Origin of the sequence: Falsigemmobacter intermedius (assembly GCF_004054105.1) — a bacterium.
GTDB lineage: Bacteria > Pseudomonadota > Alphaproteobacteria > Rhodobacterales > Rhodobacteraceae > Wagnerdoeblera > Wagnerdoeblera intermedia.
Genome location: NZ_SBLC01000040.1, coordinates 1 through 21,459 on the forward strand (window position 1 = coordinate 1; position 21,459 = coordinate 21,459).

The following is a 21,459-nucleotide window of genomic DNA, read 5'->3' on the forward strand; positions in this document are numbered from 1 at the left end:
CCATTTTGGAAGCTTGAATCAGAATTCAGACCGGTTGGGAATCCCGAATGTCCACGGGGCCTAATACCCGACCGGCCGCCCAGCGCGGCCGGTCTTTTCTTTTCAGACTGATCTGCTGCCCCCTCACCTCTTCATCACAAGGACGCGCGCATGGACTTCGCCGAAGGTTATCTGAATGCCCTCTCCCATATTGCCCGGCTCAACGAAGTGGACACCGGGTGGACGCGCTCAGACCACATCGCAGTTTTCGCGGGGATAGTATCCGCTGTCTCTGCCGTCTTCGTTGCATTGTCCGCCTATGCCGCAGGGAACGCGGCACGGGCCCGTACCCGCGCAGCGGATGCCGCCCCCTTCGCGAACGTCTCCGCTAACTCCAGGAGACAACCACCCAAGAGCCAGCCCCGACCCGGGCGAGAGCGCACGCAGCAAACTCACGCCCGCCTTCCCTTTGGCTTTTCTTAAATACTCATCTTCCTGCCCCGCTCTCCCCACACTCCACTTTGCCGTATCACTCACCACATATTGCCGTAACATTTCCCGCAAACCGCCGAACTGACGAGACACATCGCCACAGCGTCATGCCATCCTCTGGTTGAACGAACGGGCCCCAGCGGCCCTCACTATCAGGGATATTCCATGTCTTTCGAACGGGTTGCAGTTTTAGGTCTGGGCAAAGTCGGCCATCTCGCCGCAGAGCTTCTCAAAGATGCGGGCTTCAGCGTTACCGGTATTGATGCGCGCGGCCTGAAAGATGCGCCCTTCCCGGTCAAAACCCTCGATGTCAGCGATATGGCAGCCCTTCGCAAAGGGCTTGAGGGCCAGCAGGCGGTGCTCTCTTGCCTGCCCTATCACCTCAACATCGATGCCTCGACCCTCGCTCATGAAATGGGCCTGCATTACTTCGACCTCACCGAAGATGTGCCCACCACCAATCACATCCGCAAACTCGCTGAGACCTCAAAGGGGCTGATGGCGCCGCAATGTGGCCTCGCTCCGGGCTTTATCGGCATTATCGGCGCAGATCTTGCCAGCCATTTCGACAAGGTCCGCTCGCTGCGCCTGCGCGTGGGAGCGCTTCCCCAACATCCCACCGGCACGCTGGGCTATGCCTTCAACTGGTCGCCCGAAGGTGTGGTGAACGAATATCTCAACGACTGCGAAGTGATTGAGGACGGCCAGCGCAAACTGGTTTCGGCCATGGAATGGGTGGAGACCATCCATATCGACGGTCTGCAGCTTGAGGCTTTCACCACCTCCGGCGGCCTTGGGACCATGTGCGAGACCTACCTCGGTAAAATCGACAACCTCGATTATAAAACCATGCGCTTCCCCGGCCATGTGAAGCTGATGAACTTCTTCTTCCATGAGCTTCTGATGCGCGAAAACCGCGCTGAGGCGGGCCGCATCCTCACCAATGCCAAGCCTCCGGTCGATGAAGATGTCGTCTATGTCCATGCCGCAGCCGAAGGCCATATCGACGGCCAGCTGAAGCGCAAAGAATTCGTGCGCGCCTATTACCCCATTGAGGTCAACGGCCGCGCGCGTACAGCCATTGCCTGGACCACCTCTGCCTCGGTGGTTGCGGTGATTGAGATGGTGCGTGACGGATCGCTGCCCGCCCAGGGTTTCCTGCGCCAGGAGGATATCCCCCTCTCCGCCTATCTCAGGACCCGCACCGGAAGCCTCTACGACAAAAGCGCCACCGGCGCAGGCGCACGCTAACCGGGCATTAAGCCTCGCCCTCTAGTCTCCCCTCAGGCAGTCTGAGGGGGTGACGATGGCACAGGGTCTGAACCGCGCGGGTCTTTCGCGCCTTACGCCGCCCCCGCCCCCTGCGGGGGAGGCGCTCAGCAGCCGCGAGAAAGCGGCCATCATCGTGCGTCTGCTACTGGCAGAGGGGGCACCGATCCGGCTCTCGGCGCTGCCCGACCACATGCAGGCCGCGCTGACAGAGCAGATGGCCAGCATGCGCCTGGTCGACCGCAACACCCTGGCCGCCGTGGTCGGGGAGTTTCTGCACAAGCTCGAATCCGTCGGTCTCGCCTTTCCCGGCGGGATTGAAAGTGCCATCGCGCTTCTCGACGGTCATATCAGCAGCTCCGCCGCCTCCCGGCTGCGTCGGCTGGCGGGAAATTCCGGTCGCATCGATCCCTGGGAGCGGCTGATCCCGCTGCCCGCCGACAAGCTTCTGCCGGTGCTGAGTGACGAATCCATCGAAGTGGCTGCCGTGGTTCTCTCGAAACTGCCCGTCGCACGGGCCGCGGATCTGCTGACCCGCCTTCCGGGTGAGCGGGCGAGACGGGTGACCCATGCGGTCTCCCGCACCGGCAATATTGATCCCGAAACGGTGCGCCGCATCGGCGCGGCACTGGTCTCGCAGCTTGACGCCCAACCGCCCCGCGCCTTTGACAACGGACCGGTTGAACGGGTGGGCGCCATTCTCAATGTCACCACGGCCTCGCTGCGCGACGAACTTCTTGACGGCTTAAGCAGTGATGACGCCGAATTCGCCGATAAAGTGCGCCGTGCGATCTTTACCTTCGCCCATATCCCCACCCGCATTCTCGCCCGCGATGTTCCCAAAATCACCCGCGTGGTTGAGCAGCCTGTGCTGATCACCGCGCTCGGCGGGGCCCTGGCCGGACCGCTGGCCCCGGTTGCCAACTGGCTTTTGGAGAATATGAGCCCGCGCCTGGCTCAGGGGCTGCGCGAAGAGATCGAAGCCCGCGGACGTATCCGCTAAAAAGACACCGAGACGGCCCAGAGTGAGGTGATTGACGCGATAAGACGCCTCGACGCCTCAGGAGAGTTGCAACTCGTTGAGCCTGAGGAGGAGGGATGAGGTGAACAGGACCGAAACTGCGCCGGATGTGACCGGCAGGATCGCGCATGTGACCTTGTAACCCCACGCACTACGAAAGCGGCCGGGAAAAGGTGCGGGCTTACCTGTCGATGGAATAAGCCATTTCTGATCACGGGCGGAAAGCCCCGGCTCAGGCCGGAGAAATATTCTGAGGGTCTCCACGCCCGCACAGGCCCTGGTGCGACCGCTGCGCGTGCGTGCACAAGCGATATTCCAGGCAACCCGCAGGGAGGAGCCGAAGGATCACTGCGAAGGTGCTGCGCACCAGGGTCGGCAAACCGCCGCCGGAGAAAGGGTTTACCCGGCGCATCGGGCAAATCGGGCCATTGGGTGCGTGCAGGAGGCGTCCCTGAACCGTCTCTCTCCCGCAGAGCATCTGCCCGGGTCGCACTCCTGCAACTTATGGATGTCGTTGCTTTGGCGCAGATGGACTTTCCGCCACGCTCCCGCCAATCTGTGGCTATGAACGGGCAGCCCCTGAGCAAGCAATCCACGAGACTCTGGTGCCGGGCGGCGGGCCTCTGGCTGCCCGGGCGCGTGCGGCGGATCCTTGAACTTTCAGGGATGTCGCCGCAGCCGGTTCTGCCCGGCCTGCGCCCCACCCCCGGAGATCTGGTGGCTGCCTGGGGGCACAGCCCGCTGGCGCCAAAGGCTGAAGCCTTTGCGGCACAGCATGGCCTGCCGCTGATCCGGATTGAGGATGCCTTTCTGCGCTCGCTCGCACCAGGGCGGGCCGGACGGCGCGGGGACGGACCGCTGGGTCTGCTCATTGATCGCCGGGGCGGCGTTCACTTTGATCCGCATCTCCCCTCCGATCTGGAGCATCTTCTGGCCACCGCCCCGCTCGATGACACCGCACTTCTCGATCGTGCGCGCGAGGGGATGGCGCGGCTGCGCGAGGGGGATCTGTCGAAATATAACCTCCACGATCCCGATCTTGCGCCACCGCCGCCGGGCTATGTGCTGATCATCGATCAGACCCGTGAGGATGCCTCTCTGCGCCTGTCGGGGGCGACGGAGGGCTTGTTTAAAGAGATGCTCTTTCGGGCAAGGGACGATCATCCCGGTGCCAGGATCGTTATCCGCAGCCACCCGGAAACGGTTCAGGGGCTGCGGCGCGGCCATTACGGACCTGAGGACCTTCAGCCTGGCGAGATGCTGCTGAGCGCGGCAGTCGGGCCACGTGCCCTCCTTGAGGGGGCGATTGCGGTCTATACCATCTCCTCGCAGATGGGGTTTGAGGCGGTGCTGGCCGGGCATCGGCCCGTGGTTCTGGGGCGCCCCTTCTATGCCGGATGGGGACTGACGCAGGATCAGGGCGGCCCGCTGCCGCGACGGCACCGAAACCTCACCCGGGTGCAGCTTTTTGCCGGTGCGATGCTGCTGGCCCCGGTCTGGTATGATCCCTGCCGCGACCGGCTTTGCAGCTTTGAAGAGGCGCTCGATCAGCTGGAGGCAGAGGTACGCGCATTGCGCGAAGATCGGCGCGGCTATGTCGCTTTGGGGATGCGGCTCTGGAAACGCGGGGCTTTGCAGAGTTTCTTCGGCCGCGAAAAGCCGGTGATCTTCGCCGGAGATGAGCAGGCGGCTTTGAAACGCGCAAAGAGAGACAACCGCGATCTGCTCGTCTGGGCCGCGGCGGGGGCGCCACCTGCCCTGCCGGAGGGTCTGCGCCTGCGCCGGGTGGAGGACGGGTTGATCCGCTCTCGCGGGCTGGGGGCGGATCTGGTGCCTCCGCTCTCGCTGATCGCCGACGGCCGTGGGATCTCTTTCGATCCGGGCGGCCCGAGCGATCTGGAGGCGCTTCTCGCGTGGAAGCTGCGTCCGGGTCAGCGGCTGCGGGCTTCGCGGCTGATCCGCGATCTGCGCGAGGGGGGGGTGACGAAATATAACCTCTCCGGCCCGATGCCGGAGGTGCCTGAGGGCCATCGCATCCTCGTGCCGGGTCAGGTGGAAGATGACGCAAGCCTGCGTCTGGGTGGCAGTGCGATCCGCAGCAATCTCGGGCTGTTGCGCAGCGTGCGTGAGCAAAACCCGACGGCCGTGATCCTGTGGAAAGCCCATCCCGATGTCGTGGCGGGTCTGCGTCCCGGCGCAGTGCCGGCGGAAGAGGTGGCGGCCCTGGCTGATGCCTGTCTCGATGACAGCAGCGCCCATGACGCGCTTTCGCTCGCCGATGAGGTCTGGACCATGACCTCCGGAACCGGCTTTGAGGCTTTGCTGCGCGGAATCCCTGTGACCTGTCTGGGAATGCCCTTTTATGCGGGATGGGGGCTGACGCGCGATCTTGTGCCGCCCCCACCGCGTCGCCGGGCCGGGGTTGAGATTGCCGGCGTGGAGATTGAGGATCTGGCCTGGGCCGCGCTGATTGGCTATCCGCGCTATCTTGATCCGATCACCCGCCGCCCATGCCCGCCGGAGGTGGTGGTTGAGCGGCTGCGGGACGGGCGGGTCCTGCCGCGCTCGGCCCTCCTGCGTGCGCTGGCGAAGGCCCAGGGGCTGGCGGCGAATTATGCCTGGATCTGGCGGCGCGGCTGAGGACAGGGCTTCGTGCTGCGCGCCGCAGCCGCGCTCAGCGGCGGGTGGTCAGGCCGTTGGTTGCCCCGCGCACGGTCAGGCTGCGCACCCCTTCCAGTGCAGCTTCGCTGATGAAGGTTGCGACCTGAATTTCCCGCGAAGCGGGGCTTCCGGCGCGGGTGACGGCCACGGGGGCTGCGAGGACAAAGTCATAGACGAGGTTGTCGGGCGTGCTGTCAGCGGCGGGCGTCAGCCCGGCCTGGTACCAGCCCTGGGTTGCCGGAAGGCCCACAGCGCGCAGAATCGCGCCGCCCGAAGCCCGCTCGATATGCAGCGAGCTGACCTGAGCAACCAGAACGCGGCCATCCGTGCGGCCCGTGGCCGTTCCGGTCGCGCTCACCGCTGCGCCGGCCGCCGGGCGGGCGGAGGAGAACCAGTTAAAGGGGTTTACCCGCGAGTCACGCACCGTGGCACAGCCAGCCACCACCATGACCGCTGCCATTGCCATCATCATGCCTGAACGCATGGCGTCCCTCCGTTTTGCCTGTGCAACCCTCTCTCCTGCCTAGCCGAGGCGGCCCGGTTTGAAAAGCCCCGGATGCGCCGCTCTGGCGGGCTGCGGCCCTTTGCGGGGATGGACCTTTTGGGACTGAGGGCTTACCTCTGATCCGCCTTTGCGGAGAGAACCATGACCACCCCTGCCTTTGAGGATCTTGCCGAGACCTTTGATTTTCTCGACGATTGGGAAACCCGGTATCGCCATGTGATTGAGCTGGGCAAAGCCATGCCAGCCATGCCCGAGGCGCTGAAGGTTCCGGCGACGAAAGTGGAAGGCTGCGCCAGCCAGGTCTGGCTGCATCCGATGCCCGCGGACGGGCGGTATGATTTTATCGGCGACAGCGATGCGATCATCGTGCGCGGGCTGATTGCGGTGCTGCACAGCCTTTATGCCGGTCTGACCCCTGCCGAAGTGCTGGCCGTCGATGCGCCGGCCGCACTCGCCCGTCTGGGGCTGCATGAGCATCTCTCGGCGCAGCGCTCGAACGGCGTGCGTGCGATGGTGGAGCGGATCCGCGCCCATGCGGCGGCGGCGCTTTAAGGCGCGACCTGAGCTGTGACGGCTCTGGCTGGCGGTTTCCGGCCCCGGAGATAAGAACGCAGGGCTTTGGCTTTTGCTGCGACCCCGGGGAGGGCTTCCTGCCCTCCCCGGACCCCGCCCGGGAGTATTTTGAAAAAGCCAAAGGCCGGGGCGGCGGCGGTGGCTCAGCCTTTCAGGATGATGCAGGTGGTTGAGCCGGTGGCATAGAGTTTGCCATCAGAAAGGCCGCGAATTTCGCCGCGCGACACCGAGGTGGTGCGGCCGGTGTGCTGCACCTCTCCGATACATTCGACCTCCAGGCCCAGGGGCAGCGGGCGGGTGATATTCACCTTATATTCCAGTGTCGTATACCAATGCCCTTTGGGGACCGTAGTCATACAGGCGCAGGCCATGGCGGAATCGAGGATGGTGCCGTACCAACCGCCGTGCACCCCGCCCATGGGGTTGCAATGTGCAAATCCCGCCTGACCGCGAAAGACGGCGCGCCCTTCGCTGACCGCATGCAGACCGAAGGTGAGTGTCTGCGAGATCGGCGGCGCGGGGAGTTCCCCCGCCAGCACTTTTTGCATGAATTCCAGTCCCGACATCTGCAGGGTCTGCGCGAGATCCGGCAGGTCCTGCGGAGTTTGCGTGTAACACATTTCTGTCATCTGATCCTCCTCATCGGGGGCAGAGTGGCCTGTGGTCGGGCAAAAGAAAAGCGCGGCGCTTTGGAGAAAAAGCGCCGCGCCGTAAGGTTATTTCTGCAGTCTCAGCCGGCTGCCGTGACGGCCCGGCGACAGAGCACAGCGGCGAGATGGGCACGGTATTCCGGCGTGCCATGCAGATCGCGCATCATCCCCGCCGCGTCGAGGCGGAGCCCGCCCAGCGCCTCGGGGGTGAAACTGGCGCTCAGCGCCTTTTCTGCCTCTGTCCAGCGGAAGACGCCATTGTCGGAGGCCCCCGTCACGGCCACCCGGACGCCGGTGGAATATTCGGCCACAAAGACGCCTGTCAGTGCGAAACGCGAAGCAGGCTGGTCGAATTTGACGTAAGCGGCGCGCAGCGGGATCGGGAACTGCACGGCGGTGATGATCTCTCCCTCTTCCAGGGCCGTGGTGAAGAGACCCTCGAAGAACTGATCGGCATTGATGCTGCGTCTGTTGGTGCGGATGGTCGCCCCTGAGGCCAGCACGGCAGAGGGATAGCAGGCGGAGGGATCGTTATTGGCCAGCGAGCCGCCGATGGTGCCGCGGTTGCGCACCATCGGATCGCCGATACCGCCGGCGAGTTTTGCAAGCGCCGGGTAATGGGCCGCTGCTTCGCGTGCGACCACCGCATGGGGGGTTGCGGCACCGATTGTCAGAAGTTTGCCTTCGACTTTGACGCCTTTCAGCTCAGGGATGGCGGTCAGGCTGACCAGGGCTTCGGGCATATTCAGGCGTTGTTTCAGCACCGGCAGCAGGGTCATCCCGCCTGAGAGCGGCTGAGCCCCGCTTTCGAGTGCGGCAAGCGCCCCGGTCATGCCCGTGGGACGGGAAAATTCGAATTCATACATGACGTCGCTCCCTCAGTTCTTCTGCATGGCTGCCCAGACCCGCGCGGGCGAGAGCGGCATGTCGATATGTTTGATCTGGCTGTAGCCCCCCCGGTGCAGCGCATCGATCACCGCATTGACCACCGCCGGGGGCGAGCCGATGGCCCCCGCCTCACCGCAGCCTTTCACGCCGAGCGGATTATGGGTGCAGGGTGTGCAGGAGGAGTGATCCACCTTGAAGAAGGGCAGATGCAGCGCGCGCGGCATGGCGTAATCCATCAGCGAGCCCGAGAGCAGCTGGCCCTGGTCGTCATAGACCGCATGTTCCAGCAGCGCCTGGCCGATGCCCTGCCCGATGCCGCCGTGCACCTGACCCTCAACGATCAGCGGGTTGACGATATTGCCGAAGTCATCGGCAGCGGCGAAGGCGAGGATGGTGACTTCGCCGGTCTCGGGGTCCACCTCCACCTCGCAGCCATAGCCGCCGGAGGGATAGGTGAAGTTCGAGGGATCGTAGAAAGCCGTCTCCTCAAGGCCGGGCTCAAGGTTTTCGAGCGGATAGTTGTGAGGCACATAGGCCGCCAGCGTCACCCCCGCCCAGTCGACCGATTTATCGGTGCCCGCGACGGAGAATTTGCCGTCCTTCAGTTCAATATCAGCCTCAGCCGCCTCAAGGAGGTGGGCGGCGATCTTTTTGGCTTTGTTGACGATCTTCTCGGTCGCCCGCACGATGGCCGAGCCGCCGACCGCCAGCGAGCGCGAGCCATAGGTGCCCATGCCCATCGGGGTATTGGCGGTGTCGCCATGGACGATATCCACCTGGGTAGCGGGAATGCCGATCATATCGGCCACCACCTGCGCGAAAGAGGTCTCATGCCCCTGGCCGTGGCTGTGCGAGCCGGTGAAGACCGAGATTGAGCCGGTGGCATTCACCCGCACGGTGGCGCTTTCATAAAGCCCGGCGCGGGCGCCAAGCTGGCCCACGAGGTTTGAGGGCGCGATACCGCAGGCCTCAATGTAATGGGCGATGCCAAAGCCGCGCAGTTTGCCCCGGGCTCTGCTTTCCAGAACCCGCGCTTCGAATCCCGCGTGATCCGAGATCTCAAGCAGCTTATCGAGGGTCGCGTGGTAGTTCCCGGTGTCATAGACCACGGCCACCGGGGTCTGATAGGGGAATTGATCGGGCTTGATGAAGTTTTTGCGGCGCAGCTCAATCGGGCAGACGCCGAGTTCGCGGGCGGCTTTATCGACCAGTCGTTCGAGCTGGAAGGTGGCCTCGGGGCGGCCTGCGCCGCGGTAGGCGTCGACCGGCACGGTATTCGTAAAGACCGCCTTCACGTTCACATAGATCAGCGGGGTTTTATAGTTACCCGCCATCAGCGTCCCGTGCAGCCAGGTGGGGACTGAGGGCGCGAAGGTGGAGAGATAGGCGCCCATATTGGCGTAGGTGTCGGTGCGCAGCGCAGTGAAATTGTGATCGGCATCAAGCGCGAGTTCGATCTTTGTCACATGATCGCGGCCATGGGCGTCCGAGACAAAGGCCTCCATCCGGGTTGAGGTCCATTTCACCGGGCGCTTCAGCTGACGGGAGGCCCAGGTGACAAAGGCTTCCTCGGCATAATGGAAGATCTTGGTGCCAAAGCCGCCACCAACATCGGGGGCGACCACGCGCAGTTTATGCTCGGGGATGCCCAGCACAAAGGCGCCCATCAGAAGGCGGATGACATGGGGGTTTTGTGAGGTGGTATAAAGCGTCGACTGATCGTCCCAGGCGTTGTAATCGCCCACGGCGACGCGCGGCTCCATGGGGTTGGCGATCAGACGGTTGTTGACCAGCTCCAGGCTGACGACATGGGCGGCAGAGGCAAAGGCGGCATCGACAGCCGGTTTGTTCTCTTCGACGAAGCCCCAGTCGTAGCAAAGGTTTGACGTCAGATCGTCATGCACTTTGGGGGCATCGGGCGCGAGGGCCGCTTTCATATCGAGAACGGGCGGGAGTTCGGTGATGTCGATCTCAACGGCTTCTGCGGCATCGCGGGCTTCCGCCAGGCTTTCGGCCACCACCACAGCGATCGGATCACCGACATGGCGGACTTTGCCATGGACCAGAACCGGGTGTTTGGGCTCCTGCATGGGGGCGCCGAAGCGGTCGGTCACCTGCCAGCCGCAGGGAAGTCCGCCGATGGCGGCGAAATCCTCGCCGGTGAAGATGCGGACCACGCCGGGCATGGCCTCAGCCGCGGCAGTATTGACCGCGTTCAGCCGGCCATGGGCCACCTCTGAGCGGATGAACCAGGCATAAAGCTGGCCTTTGAGGTTGATATCATCGGTATACCGGCCGTTGCCGGTCAGAAAACGCAGGTCTTCGCGCCGCTTGGTGGGGGCGCCGATTCCGTCCTTGGGCATTTCTTCCTCCCGTAATGCTGTCGCGTCCGGATCCCGGCTCCTCTTCCGGGATCGGGTGGCTTTATTCCGTGGCGGTCACGCCCTCGGGGACCGGCTGGCCGGAAGCGGCAAGCACCGCTTTGACGATGTTATGATAGCCGGTGCAGCGGCAGATATTGCCCTCAAGATGGTGGCGGATCTCTGCCTCAGAGGGGCGCGGGTTATCTTTCAGCAGCGCTGAGGCAGACATCACCATGCCGGGCGTGCAGAAGCCGCATTGCAGCCCGTGGTGATCCTGGAAGGCCTGCTGCAGAACCGAAAGGCTGCCGTCTTTATTGGCCATCCCTTCGATCGTGGTCACCTCTGCGCCCTCGCATTCCATCGCCAGCACGGCGCAGCTTTTCACCGCAAGGCCGTCGACATGGACCGTGCAGGCCCCGCACTGGCTGGTGTCACAGCCGACATGGGTGCCGGTCAGTTCCAGTTCCTGGCGCAGGAAATCCGACAAAAGGGTGCGCCCCTCGGCATCGCCCGACATCTTGCGACCATTCACCGTCATCGTGAGTTTCGTCATGTGTCTCCTCCCTCAACCGGCTCAGTAAAGCATGGCCTCCGGCTTTCGCCTATAGGGCGGCCGCCTTATTTTTAAGGGGGTGGCGGGGTCATGCGCGGATGAGGCCGCGAGGGCATTTCGACCAGCAGCCCCCCCAGCCCCATGGCCGCGATATCGGCAGAGCTGATCGGGATGCCGCAGCAGATCCGCTCCAGCACCCAATCCGCGCCATTGAGCGCCGGAGAGCGCGCGCAGCCCGGCAGGCCGATGACGGGGCGGTTCTGACAGCGCCCTAAAAACAAAAGATTTCCCGGATCGACCGGCATGCCGACCCGCTCGACCACGCCCCCGGCCAGACGCAGCGCCGCAGGCCCCACATCCTGCGGGTCCGAGGTGGCTGAGGCCGTCAGGATCAGCAAAGGCCCCGCCCCCGGCGCGGTCCGGATGGCCTGAGCCAGCGCGCCGGTCTCATGGGCCACGTGAAGGGGCGGTGCCATGCTCAGGCCAAGGCGGGCGAGCCGCGCCTCTGTCACCCGCGCGCCTTTCGCGCCGGAGGCCTGGCCCGCGATCTGCGTTTCGATCAAAGTGGCCTCAGACCAGACCACCGGGGCGAGCGAAACCGCCCCTGAGGCAGCCCCTGCCACCGCCGCGACGGCCTGGCGTGGCACCGCGTAAGAGATCACTTTCACCGTGGCAATCATCCCGCCGGGATCAAGGCGGTGAAGATCGGGCACCGTTGCAAGGGTGAGCATGGGATCGACGGCATTGGCCGCCAGGATCCGATCCGCCACCAGCCGCGCAAGCCCCGGTGACCGGGCGTGCAGGTTCACCCGCCCGGTGCCCACCACCCGCAGCTCAATCCCCGGTCCGGCCGCCGCCCGCGCGATCTGCAGCGCGGCTTCATCTTCCCCAAGATCATCGGGCGCGGGGATGGCAACAACAACACGCTCAATCCCCGAGGCCGCGATCTGTTCCAGGTGTTCCTGCCGAAGCGTCAGCCCCTTGCGAAGCCGCCCCCCCGACAGCGCCAGCGAATGAGCCAGGATCGCCCCCTCAGCCTTTGCGACAGGGAGTTCGCCAAAGAACATCAGCCCCGCCTCAGCACATCGGTCATCTGTGCCAGCACCGAGACGGCGATCTCTGCAGGTGTCTTTGCGCCGATATTCAGACCGACCGGCGCATGGATGCGCGACAGCTGCGCCTCAGAAAGACCCGCAGCCCGCAGTCGCTCCAGCCGTTTGGCATGGGTGCGGGTTGAGCCGAGACAGCCGAGATAAAAACACGCTGACCCCAGGGCCGCCATGATCGCGGGATCATCGAGTTTCGCATCATGGGTCAGCGTGACCACCGCCGTGCGCGCATCGGGCTTCAGGGCCGCCATGGCCTCATCGGGCCAGTCGTGCAGGATCTCTTCGCCCGGAAACCGCAGGTCTGAGCCAAAGGCCTCACGCGGGTCGATCAGCACCGGATCATAGCCCGCAAGCCGCGCCATGGGCAAAAGCGCTTGGGCGATATGCACCGCCCCCACCACGATCAGCCGCAGGCCGGGATTGTGGATCGCGATGAAGCGCTCCCCCTCAGGGCCGGAGCGGTCGGCGCGAAAGCGGTCGCGCAGGTCCTCATCCGCCTTATCGGAAAAGATCAGATGGCGCTGCCAGCTTTGCAGATCGACCTCATAGGCACAGGCCCGCCGCTGCGCCCGGGCGGCAACCAGATCCGACAACATCTCCTGTGCGATCCCGCCCGCACCCCCCACAGGTTCCACCAGCACCCGGATCGTGCCGCCACAGGCCAGGCCCACGGCAAAGGCGTTCTCATCACTGACGCCAAAGGTCAGCAGTCGGCTTTGCCCGTCAGCAATCGCGGCCTCTGCCTCAAGGACCACCGTCCCCTCAACACAGCCCCCTGAGACCGAGCCCATCATCTCGCCCGCGCCGCTGACCACCAGCTGGCTGCCGGCCTGACGCGGCGCGGACCCCCAGGTCTCGACCACAGTGGCCAGCGCCGCCCCCCGCCCCTCGCGGGACCAGGCAAGCGCGGTTTCGGGGATCTGGTCGTGTCGGGCGGTCATCACCGGTTCTCCTCAATCAACTGCATCAGCCGCGCCTTCTCGCCCTGATCGCGGGCATCAGACACTGCGCCTGCAAGGGCCTCAAGCGAGGCAATGGAATGGGCGGCGCGAAAGCAGTCAACATGGGGGAGCATCGCCGCGATCCCCCGCGCTTTCGGGGAAAACCCCTCCCAGCGCAAAAGCGGATTGAGCCAGATCAGGCGGCGGCAGCTGCGCCGCAGGCGCGCCACTTCCCGGCTCAGCTGATCAGGAGCGTCGCGGTCCAGGCCATCGGTGATCAAAAGCACCACCGCACCGCCGCTCAGAACCCGTCGCCCCCAGGTGCGGTTGAAGGAGGCGAGCGAAGCGCCGATCCGCGTGCCGCCGCGCCAGTCCTGCGCCTCTGCCCCGGCCGCTGCCAGCGCCGCATCCACATCCCGCTGCGCCAGATGGCGGGTGATATTCGTCAGCCGCGTTCCGAAGGTGAAGGCATGGACCTTCGACCAGCCGTCACCGGGGCGATTGGCCAGGGTATGGGCGAAATGCAGCACCATGCGGCTGTAATCTGACATCGAGCCGGAGATATCGCAGATCACCACCAGCGCGGGCCAGCGCCGCGCCCGCCTGCGTCTTGCGATCTGCACCACCTCACCGCCACTGCGCAAAGCGCGCCGCAGCGTGGCGCGACGATCGACAAAGGCCCCCGGCCCCGCCACCTGACGGCGCGTCACCATGGGATCAACCGGCAGCGAGAGCCGCGCGATCAGGCGGCGGGCGCGGGCGGCCTCTTCAAGGCTCATCTGTTCGAAATCAAGCTGGCGCAGGGTCTCTGTCGCAGAGGCGGTGCCGGAGGCATCGACCTCGATCTGCGTCTCTTCACTCTCAGGCAATGGCGGCAGGTCAGGAAGCGCCGCCTCTTCGGTCAGCGCCTCTGCCGCGCGGCGGGCTGCGGGGGCGGCGCTGCGTTCCTCCTGGGTGCCCCGCATCGAGGGCAGGAGCAGCGCCATCATATGTTCCATATAGCGCGGATCGCGCCAGAAGAGCCGGAACATCTGGTCAAAGACCACCCGATGCTCGGGGCGCGAGATCATTACAGCCCGCAGACTGTGATAAAAATCCTCGCGCCGCGAAAACCCCACCGCCTGCACCGCCTGAAGCGCGGTCAGCGCCGTTCCCGGCCCGAGGGGCAGTCCGGCTTTGCGCAAAGCGCGGGTGAACCACAGGATATTCTCGCCCAGACGCCCGTCCTCGGGGATCTCAAAGGCCGGGGTGTTCATGGCGCGGCAAGACCCGCGCGGGCCTCATTCAGAAGGCGCAGGGCCTCTGAACTCTGGAGCCTTGCGATATCCTCCTGATATTTCAGGATCGCCCCCAGGGTATCGGCGATCACCTGAGGCGAGAGCGCAATCACATCCAGGGCCAGCAGGCATTTCGCCCAGTCGATGGTTTCGGCCACGCCCGGCTTTTTGAAAAGATCCTCCTGGCGCAGACGCTGCACGAAGGCCACCACTTCCCGCGACAGCGCCTGAGAGGCTTCGGGCGCCCGCGCCTGCAGGATTTCCAGCTCGCGCTCAAAGCTCGGGTAATCGACCCAGTGATAGAGGCAGCGCCGCTTCAGCGCCTCATGCACTTCCCGCGTGCGGTTCGAGGTGAGGATCACAATCGGCGGCTCAGGCGCTTTGATGGTTCCGAGTTCAGGGATGGTGACCTGAAACTCCGAGAGGGCCTCAAGCAGAAAGGCCTCAAAAGGCTCATCGGTGCGGTCGATCTCATCAATCAGCAGCACCGGAGGGCCCTCGGGCTGCGGGCGCAGAGCCTGCAGAAGCGGACGCTCAATCAGAAACTCTTCGGTGAAAAGATCCTGCCGCCGTGCTGCAGCCTCTGTGGCCTCGGCGCTGCGGATTGCGATCATCTGCGCGGCGAAATTCCACTCTGCCACGGCCTGAGCGACATCAAGCCCCTCATAGCACTGCAGCCGGATCAGCCGCCGCCCGAGACCGGAGGCAATCGCACGGGCGATCTCGGTCTTACCGGTGCCGGGCTCCCCTTCCAGAAAGAGCGGCCGGTTCAGCCTCATGGCCAGAAAGACCACGGTGGCGAGCGCGCGCCCGGCCACGTAATCCTGCCCGCTGAGCAGGTCCTCAACCGCCTCAATCGTCTCCACCGCGCTCTCCCCCCACGGTTACCGGGATATCAGACAGGCGGCGCGTGAAGGGGTCAAGCCTCATCTCACCCGCAGTTGCTTTCTGCCGGCTCAGGGTCCGCGCCTGTCGGGTTGATCCCTGCCGCTGAACTCCGCGCCCTCGGATGTCCTTTCCGCAGGCTTACCTTGCCAGAAAGGCCGTGATGATCGCATCCGCGCGGGACGACAGCTCCGTCAGCCGCGCCGCAAGCTCAGCGGCCTCAGCAGCGCCGCATTCACGCAGGATGAAGCCGCGTGCGCCTTCGGCCATGCGGTCGGGATCGGGATCGGGCATCTCCAGAAGCCGTGCCGTGGTCTGCACCCGCCACAGCAGACGCAGCGCCGTGGCAAGGCTGCCCTCTTCCTCTTTATTCAAAAGCCCGGCCCGCAGACCCGCGCGCAACTGAGCCTCTGCGCGGCGGGCCGGATCACCGGCGATCAGCGCACAGGTCTGGGCGACAAGCTCAATGTCCATCATCCGGCCGGGGCCGGATTTCGCCTCCCATCCACCGCCGGGTTTGTGCTGCAAAAGCCGCGCACGCATATCGGCCACATCCGCCCGGACGTGATCGCCCCTGCCCTTCAGCGCCAAAAGGTCGCGCCGGAAAGCCTCTACCGCTTCGCCCAGCGCGCGGTTTCCGGCCAGAACGCGGGCGCGGGTCAGGGCCAGATGCTCCCATGTCCAGGCCTCCTCCCGCTGATAGGCCGTGAAGGCGGAAAAGGCCGTGGCAACCGGACCGGCACGACCCGAGGGGCGCAGGCGCATATCCACCTCATAAAGCCGCCCGTTCGACATCTGCGCGGTCAGCGCGGTCACCAGGGCCTGAGTGAGCCTTGCGTAATAGACCCGCGCCCCGAGCGGCCGCGGCCCCGAAGACATCTCCACGCCGCCGTCGTCATAAAGCATAATCAGATCAAGATCAGATCCGGCATTAAGCCGCCCTGCCCCAAGACTGCCCATGCCCAGAACCACCGCGCCAGGGCCAGGCTCCGGCCCGTGTTTGCGGGCGAATTCCGCGACAACCACCGGCCAGAGCGCGACAACCACCGCCTCGGCCAGCTCGGCATATTGCTTGCCCGCCTCAAAGGCGTCGATCAGCCCGCGCAGGTGATGCACCCCGGTGCGGAAATGCCATTCCTTCATCCAGGCCCGCGCACGATCAAGGCGGCGCTCATAATCGCTTTCCTGGGCCATGGCCTCGCTGAGCGAGAAGATCAGCTCCGGCACGCCCGGCCAGGGCGCGAAGAAACTGCCGCCGATCACCGCATCGAGCACCGCCGAATTGCGCGAGAGATAGCGCGAGAGTTCCGGCGAGGTGGCGGCAATATCGGCGATCAGATCGATCAGCGTCTCATTTGCCTCAAAGAGCGAGAAAATCTGCACCCCCGCAGGCAGGCCGGACAAAAAGCCGTCAAAGGCCAGAAGGGCCTCATCGGGATTGGCGGCCTGGGCAAGACGGCTGAGAATGCGCGGGCGCACCCGGGTGAAAATCTCGCGCCCCCTGGCCGAGCGCAGAGCGGGATAGCGGCTCCAGCCCTCAACGATATCGCGCGCGGCCTCAGACAGTTCCGGGCCGGAGCGGGCCTCGCCGGGCGCAAAGAAGCTCTCCGTCAGTTCTGCCACCCGCAGCAGCTTTGATTTCAGTTCCGCGCGGAAAGCCTCCGTGTCGGCAAAGCCGCAGAACCGCGCGAGGCGGTCAAATTCTTCGGCAGAGGTCGGCAGGCGCTGGGTCTGCTGGTCGCGCACCATCTGAAGCCGGTGCTCAATCTCTCGGTGATGCCGATAAAGCGCGGTGAGTTCCGCCGTCACATCCGCCGCAATCCAGCCCCGGGTTGCCAGGGCCCGCAGCCCGCCCACCGTGGTGCGGTCGCGCAGATCCGGATCGCGCCCGCCCGCGATCAGCTGACGGGTCTGGGTGAAAAACTCAATCTCACGGATGCCGCCGATCCCGAGCTTCATATTGTGGTCTTCCAGCACCACGGGGCCGTTATAGCCTTTATGATCCCGGATGCGCAGGCGCATGTCATGGGCGTCCTGAATGGCCGCGAAATCCAGGTGACGCCGCCAGACAAAGGGCCGCAGCGTCCTGAGAAAGCGCTGCCCCGCCTCAAGATCTCCGCCGCAGGGACGCGCTTTGATATAGGCCGCCCGCTCCCAGGTGCGGCCCACGGATTCGTAATACTGCTCAGCCGCCGCCATGGAGATGCAGACCGGGGTAACGCTGGCATCGGGCCGCAGCCGCAGATCGGTGCGGAAGACATATCCGCCCGAGGTCACATCCGACAAAATTCCCGCCATCTTCCGGGTGACGCGGATGAAGGCCGCCCTTGCCTCCTGGGCGTCAGAGCCGGGATAGCGGGTCTCATCGAAGAGGCAGATGAGGTCGATATCGGAGGAGTAATTCAGCTCCCCCGCCCCCATTTTCCCCATGGCCAGCACCACCATTCCGGCGGCTGTGGGAATGTCATCCACCGTCTGACCCGGCAGTTTGCCGCGCCGGATCTCTTCGGCGACGAGGCGTTTGACGCTGAGATCCACCGCCCGATCCGCAAGCGCGGTCAGCGCGGCCGTCACCTCCTCCAGCGACCAGACACCGCCCAGATCGGCAAGTCCCGCATAAAGCGCGATGCGCCGCTTTGCCTGGCGCAGCGCCTCGGGCAGATCGGCGAGGCTGCAGTCTTCCAGCGGATCGAGCACCCCTTGCGTGACCAGGGAGGGGTCTCTCCTGAGGGCCTGGCTCAGCCAGCCCGCCTCGCGCGTGATCAGATCTTTCAGATAGGGACTGCAGCCGGCCGCCCCCTCAATCAGCGGCACCAGGGGGGCGGGCAGATCATCCCCCATCAGGCGCAGCCCTTCAGCGGCAGCGGCAGGATCATAGGGCAGAGGACAGCGGGTCAGGCGGGCAGAAAAATCCATGGCACAGGATTGCTTTGCACAGGCGGGCGCGTCAACACTGCGCCCCGTAAAGAGCCCTCCCGGATGGCCGGAAAGGGCCGGATGCTGAAGGGAGAGGCAATGAGCAGCAGTCTGAACCGGGTTCGCGAGGCGCTTGAAGCCTCTGGCACCACCTTTGAAATCAAAGAGATGCCCGAAAGCACCCGCACCGCGGCAGAAGCCGCCTCTGCGGCAGGATGCGAGATCGACCAGATCGCCAAATCGATCATCTTTCGCGGCGAAGAAAGCGGCCATGTAAAACTTTTCCTGACCGCAGGTGGCAATCAGGTTGATGCTGCCAAAGCCTCGGCTCTGGCCGGAGAGGCTTTGGGCAAGGCCGATGCCAAACTCATCCGCGAAGAGACCGGCTTTGCCATCGGCGGCGTCGCCCCGGTCGGCCATCTGAGCGAGCTCCCGGTCTGGATCGACCCGAGGCTTTTTGAGTTTGATATGCTCTGGGCAGCGGCCGGAACGCCGCGGCATATTTTTGCGATCTCTGCAGAAGAACTGGTCCGGATCACCGGCGCGGTGAAGGCGGATTTCACAGCCTGATGCCCCTGTCATGATGCAGGAACGGACCGGGCCGATCTTTCGGTCCGGTTTTTTGTTGGCTTATCAACAGATTGACCGATCCCGGACGGGTTGATGTAAATATCTTTAACATAAGGTCTTGAAGGTCACGCCCGGACCCCACATTTCAGGTATGTTAAAGACGTTCACATCGACCCTGACCGGGAGACTGCCATGAACCAGACTGCCTCATTTGCTCCGGCCCCGCTCAGCCTGCCGCGTCAGGCGCGGGACTGGCTGGACAGCTATGGAAACCGGGGCTGGATCGCCGCCATGGTGATCGGCTTCATCTTCGTCTGGCCTGCAGGCCTTGCGCTTGTGGCCTATATGACCCTCACCAACCGCTGGAAGGACACCGAAATGTTCGGCATGTCGCGTCGTTGCAAATCCACCCGCAGCCCCTTTGACCGCACCAGTGGCAATTCGGCCTTTGACGCCTATAAGGCCGAGACCCTGAAGCGTCTGGAAGATGAGCAGGCCGCTTTTGAAAGCTTCCTCAAGCGCCTGCGCGATGCCAAGGACAAGCAGGAATTCGACGCATTCATGGAAGACCGCGCCCGCCGCGTGAGCGCAGAACCTGCCGATGAGGCCGCGCGCTGAGCCCGCCGGGCCTGAAAACCAAACGCCTCCTGTCTATTGCAGACCGGGGGCGCCGCACCGATATAGACACTTCCCCTTTTGCTGCCGGATCTGTGATGAACGAGAGCTTTTCCACCTATATCACCGGACGCTCCCCCGGCCTGCCGGATGCGGAACTGCGGCCTGAGTTCTATCAGGGCGTCGCCGCAAAGCGCTTTTTTGCCTGGATCACCGATCTGATCCTTGTGGGCGTGGCCACGGTGCTGGCCTCTCTGGCAACCCTCGGGATCGGATTTTTCTTTTTCCCGGCGATTTTCATCATGATCGATGTCCTTTACCGGCTGAGCACGCTGTCCGGGCGCGGTGCCACCTTCGGGCATCGGCTGATGGGGATTGAATTCCGTGATCGTCTCGGCGCGCGTCCGAACTTCGGCGCGGCGCTGCTGCTGACGCTGGGCTATTATCTCTCCACCGCCTCGGTGATTCCCCAGGCCCTCTCGGTGCTTACGGTCCTCTTCTCGCCGCGCCGCCAGAGCCTGACGGACTTCGTTCTCGGCACCGCCGCGATCAATCGCCCCGCAGAGCGCTGGTAAGACCGGCCCGGCCTGCGCCGGGCCGCACTTCTGTGCTTGGCGAGCGGGTCGTGCCTTGCTACCCTGCGCGCGGACAAGCCCGGGTTCCCATGCGCCACACCCTTCCCGTTACGCCGCAATTCTATGTTACGGCCCCACAGCCCTGCCCCTATCTCGACGGGCGTATGGAGCGGAAGCTCTTTACGGCCCTGCAGGGCGATCAGGCAGAGCGGCTTAACGACATGCTCTCCCATCAGGGCTTCCGGCGCAGTCAGAACGTGCTCTACCGCCCCTCCTGCGCGGAATGCTCGGCCTGTATGTCCGCCCGGATCCGGGTGGCGGATTTCAACCCGAGCCGCACCCAGCGACGCACGCTGAAGCGCAATGCCGATCTCGGGCGCAATCCGACGAGCCCCTGGGCCACTGAAGATCAGTTCGCCCTGTTCCGGCGCTATCTCGACAGCCGCCACGCCACCGGTGGTATGGCGGATATGGATATCTTCGAATTCGCCGCCATGATCGAAGAGACCCCCATCCGCACCCGAGTGGTCGAATACCATCGCCCGCCGGTGAAGGGGGAGAAGCGCTCGCAACTGGCCGCTGTCTGTCTGACCGATATTCTGGTCGACGGTGTGAGCATGGTTTATTCCTTCTATGACCCAGAACTGACCCACCGCAGCCTCGGCACCTGGGTTATTCTCGATCACATCCGCATCGCCCTCGAGACCGGCCTGCCCTATGTCTACCTCGGCTATTGGGTCCCCGGCAGCCCCAAGATGGGCTACAAAGCGGGCTTCGATGCGCTTGAGATCTACAAAGACGGCCAGTGGCAGCCGATCGGCGACCCCGCCTCCTATGACGCAAGCCTGCATCCGCTTTCGGTTGACCCCGTCGCCGAACAGGTCGCCCGCATCCAGCTGCCCAACCGCATCCCCCCGCAGGAGTAAGCGGCCTGACCACTTGTGACAGAGGGCGTTCTTGCAGAACTCACCTTTTGAGATGAGTTTCCCTTACCCCGCCACCGTCATGCCACGCGTTCGATCTCGGCGCTGCCGACTGCGTTGAAGCGGTTCATGAGTGCGACGCGGACGTGGATTTCGGCCGTTTGTCTGTCCGGGTCTCTTGAGGCGATCCGCTCGCCAAAGCATTTGAGGTCGAGCAGGTGAACGCCACAGGTTCGAGAGAGGCGGCTGCGGAAATCTGAACAGCCGGGATAAGTGGACTTTCCGCGTAACGGCAGCATGATGCTGCGAGCGAGGAGAAGACCATGGCAAGACGACCACGCCGGAACCACAGCCCGGCTTTCAAGGGCTGAGAAGGATCAGAAAACAGTCCGGGTATGAGCAGGACAAGCATTTGATCCGGGGAATCAAATGCCCTGCGATTAGTTTCCCCGACGATGGAGTGGCGCTAGCAGCGATCAAGGGCGAGAAGACCATGATCGAGCTGTCGCAGGGTTTCGACCTTCATCCGAACCAGATCAAACAGTGGCGCGATCAGCCGCCTGAGGGGGCGCTGATGCTGTAACCGCCCCCGACGGCATCTATGTGCCATGGTGGGATCGTCGAAATCCATTTTGGGAGGCGGTCATGTCGGAGATTACAACAATCGGTCTGGATCTGGCAAAGAATGTGTTCC

General features: G+C 64.2%; 18 protein-coding genes and 1 pseudogene. 8 read left to right on the forward strand and 11 right to left on the reverse strand.

All coding sequences use genetic code 11. The features are described 5' to 3' along the window. Positions 1-636 precede the first annotated feature (636 nt). The 3 genes from EP867_RS16575 (at position 637) to EP867_RS16585 (ending at position 5,401) form a co-directional block, all read left to right on the forward strand. Positions 637-1,722, forward strand: coding sequence for a saccharopine dehydrogenase C-terminal domain-containing protein (locus EP867_RS16575; RefSeq protein ID WP_128490584.1), 1,086 nt, complete (start codon positions 637-639; stop codon positions 1,720-1,722). 55 nt (positions 1,723-1,777) lie between these two features. Beyond that, the gene (locus tag EP867_RS16580) at positions 1,778-2,743 is read left to right on the forward strand and encodes a flagellar motor switch protein FliG (RefSeq protein ID WP_322099036.1); all 966 of its coding nucleotides are present in this window, start codon (positions 1,778-1,780) and stop codon (positions 2,741-2,743) included. A gap of 684 nt (positions 2,744-3,427) precedes the next feature. Further along, positions 3,428-5,401 carry a capsular polysaccharide biosynthesis protein gene (locus EP867_RS16585; protein WP_241656948.1) on the forward strand — a complete coding sequence of 658 codons (1,974 nt, stop codon included), beginning with the start codon at positions 3,428-3,430 and terminating at the stop codon, positions 5,399-5,401. A gap of 34 nt (positions 5,402-5,435) precedes the next feature. On the opposite strand, the gene EP867_RS16590 is transcribed toward EP867_RS16585, so the two are convergent. Beyond that, the gene (locus EP867_RS16590; RefSeq protein ID WP_128490586.1) at positions 5,436-5,906 is read right to left on the reverse strand and encodes a hypothetical protein; all 471 of its coding nucleotides are present in this window, start codon (positions 5,904-5,906) and stop codon (positions 5,436-5,438) included. Between the two features lie 162 nt (positions 5,907-6,068). Between EP867_RS16590 and EP867_RS16595 the strand changes: the two genes are divergently transcribed. After that, complete coding sequence (locus EP867_RS16595) at positions 6,069-6,479, forward strand: SufE family protein (protein ID WP_128490587.1); 411 nt, start codon at positions 6,069-6,071, stop codon at positions 6,477-6,479. Between the two features lie 164 nt (positions 6,480-6,643). Here the strand turns inward: EP867_RS16595 and EP867_RS16600 are convergent, their stop codons facing one another. The 9 genes from EP867_RS16600 to EP867_RS16640 form a co-directional block, all read right to left on the reverse strand. Continuing rightward, a complete protein-coding gene (locus EP867_RS16600; protein WP_128490599.1) occupies positions 6,644-7,120 on the reverse strand; it encodes a PaaI family thioesterase in 477 nt (158 codons plus the stop codon). A gap of 110 nt (positions 7,121-7,230) precedes the next feature. Further along, entirely contained in the window at positions 7,231-8,016 is a 786-nt protein-coding gene (locus EP867_RS16605) for an FAD binding domain-containing protein (RefSeq protein ID WP_128490588.1), read from the reverse strand. A gap of 12 nt (positions 8,017-8,028) precedes the next feature. Next, positions 8,029-10,401, reverse strand: coding sequence for a xanthine dehydrogenase family protein molybdopterin-binding subunit (locus EP867_RS16610; protein WP_128490589.1), 2,373 nt, complete (start codon positions 10,399-10,401; stop codon positions 8,029-8,031). A 61-nt stretch (positions 10,402-10,462) separates the two neighbouring features. After that, on the reverse strand, positions 10,463-10,954 hold the full coding sequence (locus tag EP867_RS16615; RefSeq protein WP_128490590.1) for a (2Fe-2S)-binding protein: 492 nt from the start codon (positions 10,952-10,954) through the stop codon (positions 10,463-10,465). 71 nt (positions 10,955-11,025) lie between these two features. Then, a complete protein-coding gene (locus EP867_RS16620) occupies positions 11,026-12,021 on the reverse strand; it encodes a molybdopterin-binding protein (RefSeq protein ID WP_128490591.1) in 996 nt (331 codons plus the stop codon). Then, positions 12,021-13,004, reverse strand: coding sequence for an XdhC family protein (locus EP867_RS16625; protein WP_128490592.1), 984 nt, complete (start codon positions 13,002-13,004; stop codon positions 12,021-12,023). Before EP867_RS16625 ends, EP867_RS16620 begins: the two co-directional genes overlap by 1 nt. Then, positions 13,004-14,260 (reverse strand): vWA domain-containing protein, encoded by a 1,257-nt coding sequence (locus tag EP867_RS16630; protein ID WP_128490593.1) that lies wholly within the window; start codon positions 14,258-14,260, stop codon positions 13,004-13,006. Before EP867_RS16630 ends, EP867_RS16625 begins: the two co-directional genes overlap by 1 nt. Then, positions 14,257-15,147: an AAA family ATPase gene (locus tag EP867_RS16635; protein WP_128490594.1), complete on the reverse strand. Its 891-nt coding sequence runs from the start codon at positions 15,145-15,147 to the stop codon at positions 14,257-14,259. Before EP867_RS16635 ends, EP867_RS16630 begins: the two co-directional genes overlap by 4 nt. A 160-nt stretch (positions 15,148-15,307) precedes the next feature. Beyond that, entirely contained in the window at positions 15,308-18,082 is a 2,775-nt protein-coding gene (locus tag EP867_RS16640; protein WP_128490595.1) for a [protein-PII] uridylyltransferase family protein, read from the reverse strand. 99 nt (positions 18,083-18,181) lie between these two features. Here EP867_RS16640 and EP867_RS16645 point away from each other — a divergent pair, with 99 nt between their 5' ends. From EP867_RS16645 to EP867_RS16660, 4 genes are all read left to right on the forward strand, one after another. Then, on the forward strand, positions 18,182-18,652 hold the full coding sequence (locus EP867_RS16645) for a YbaK/EbsC family protein (protein ID WP_128490596.1): 471 nt from the start codon (positions 18,182-18,184) through the stop codon (positions 18,650-18,652). A gap of 192 nt (positions 18,653-18,844) precedes the next feature. After that, a complete protein-coding gene (locus EP867_RS16650) occupies positions 18,845-19,270 on the forward strand; it encodes a DUF2852 domain-containing protein (protein WP_128490597.1) in 426 nt (141 codons plus the stop codon). 95 nt (positions 19,271-19,365) lie between these two features. After that, positions 19,366-19,842 carry an RDD family protein gene (locus EP867_RS16655; protein WP_241656949.1) on the forward strand — a complete coding sequence of 159 codons (477 nt, stop codon included), beginning with the start codon at positions 19,366-19,368 and terminating at the stop codon, positions 19,840-19,842. 89 nt (positions 19,843-19,931) lie between these two features. Further along, positions 19,932-20,768 (forward strand): arginyltransferase, encoded by an 837-nt coding sequence (locus EP867_RS16660; protein ID WP_128490598.1) that lies wholly within the window; start codon positions 19,932-19,934, stop codon positions 20,766-20,768. A gap of 77 nt (positions 20,769-20,845) precedes the next feature. Here the strand turns inward: EP867_RS16660 and EP867_RS16665 are convergent. Next, positions 20,846-20,974 (reverse strand): annotated as a pseudogene (locus tag EP867_RS16665) (IS5/IS1182 family transposase); the annotation flags it as partial. Positions 20,975-21,459: the final 485 nt, after the last annotated feature.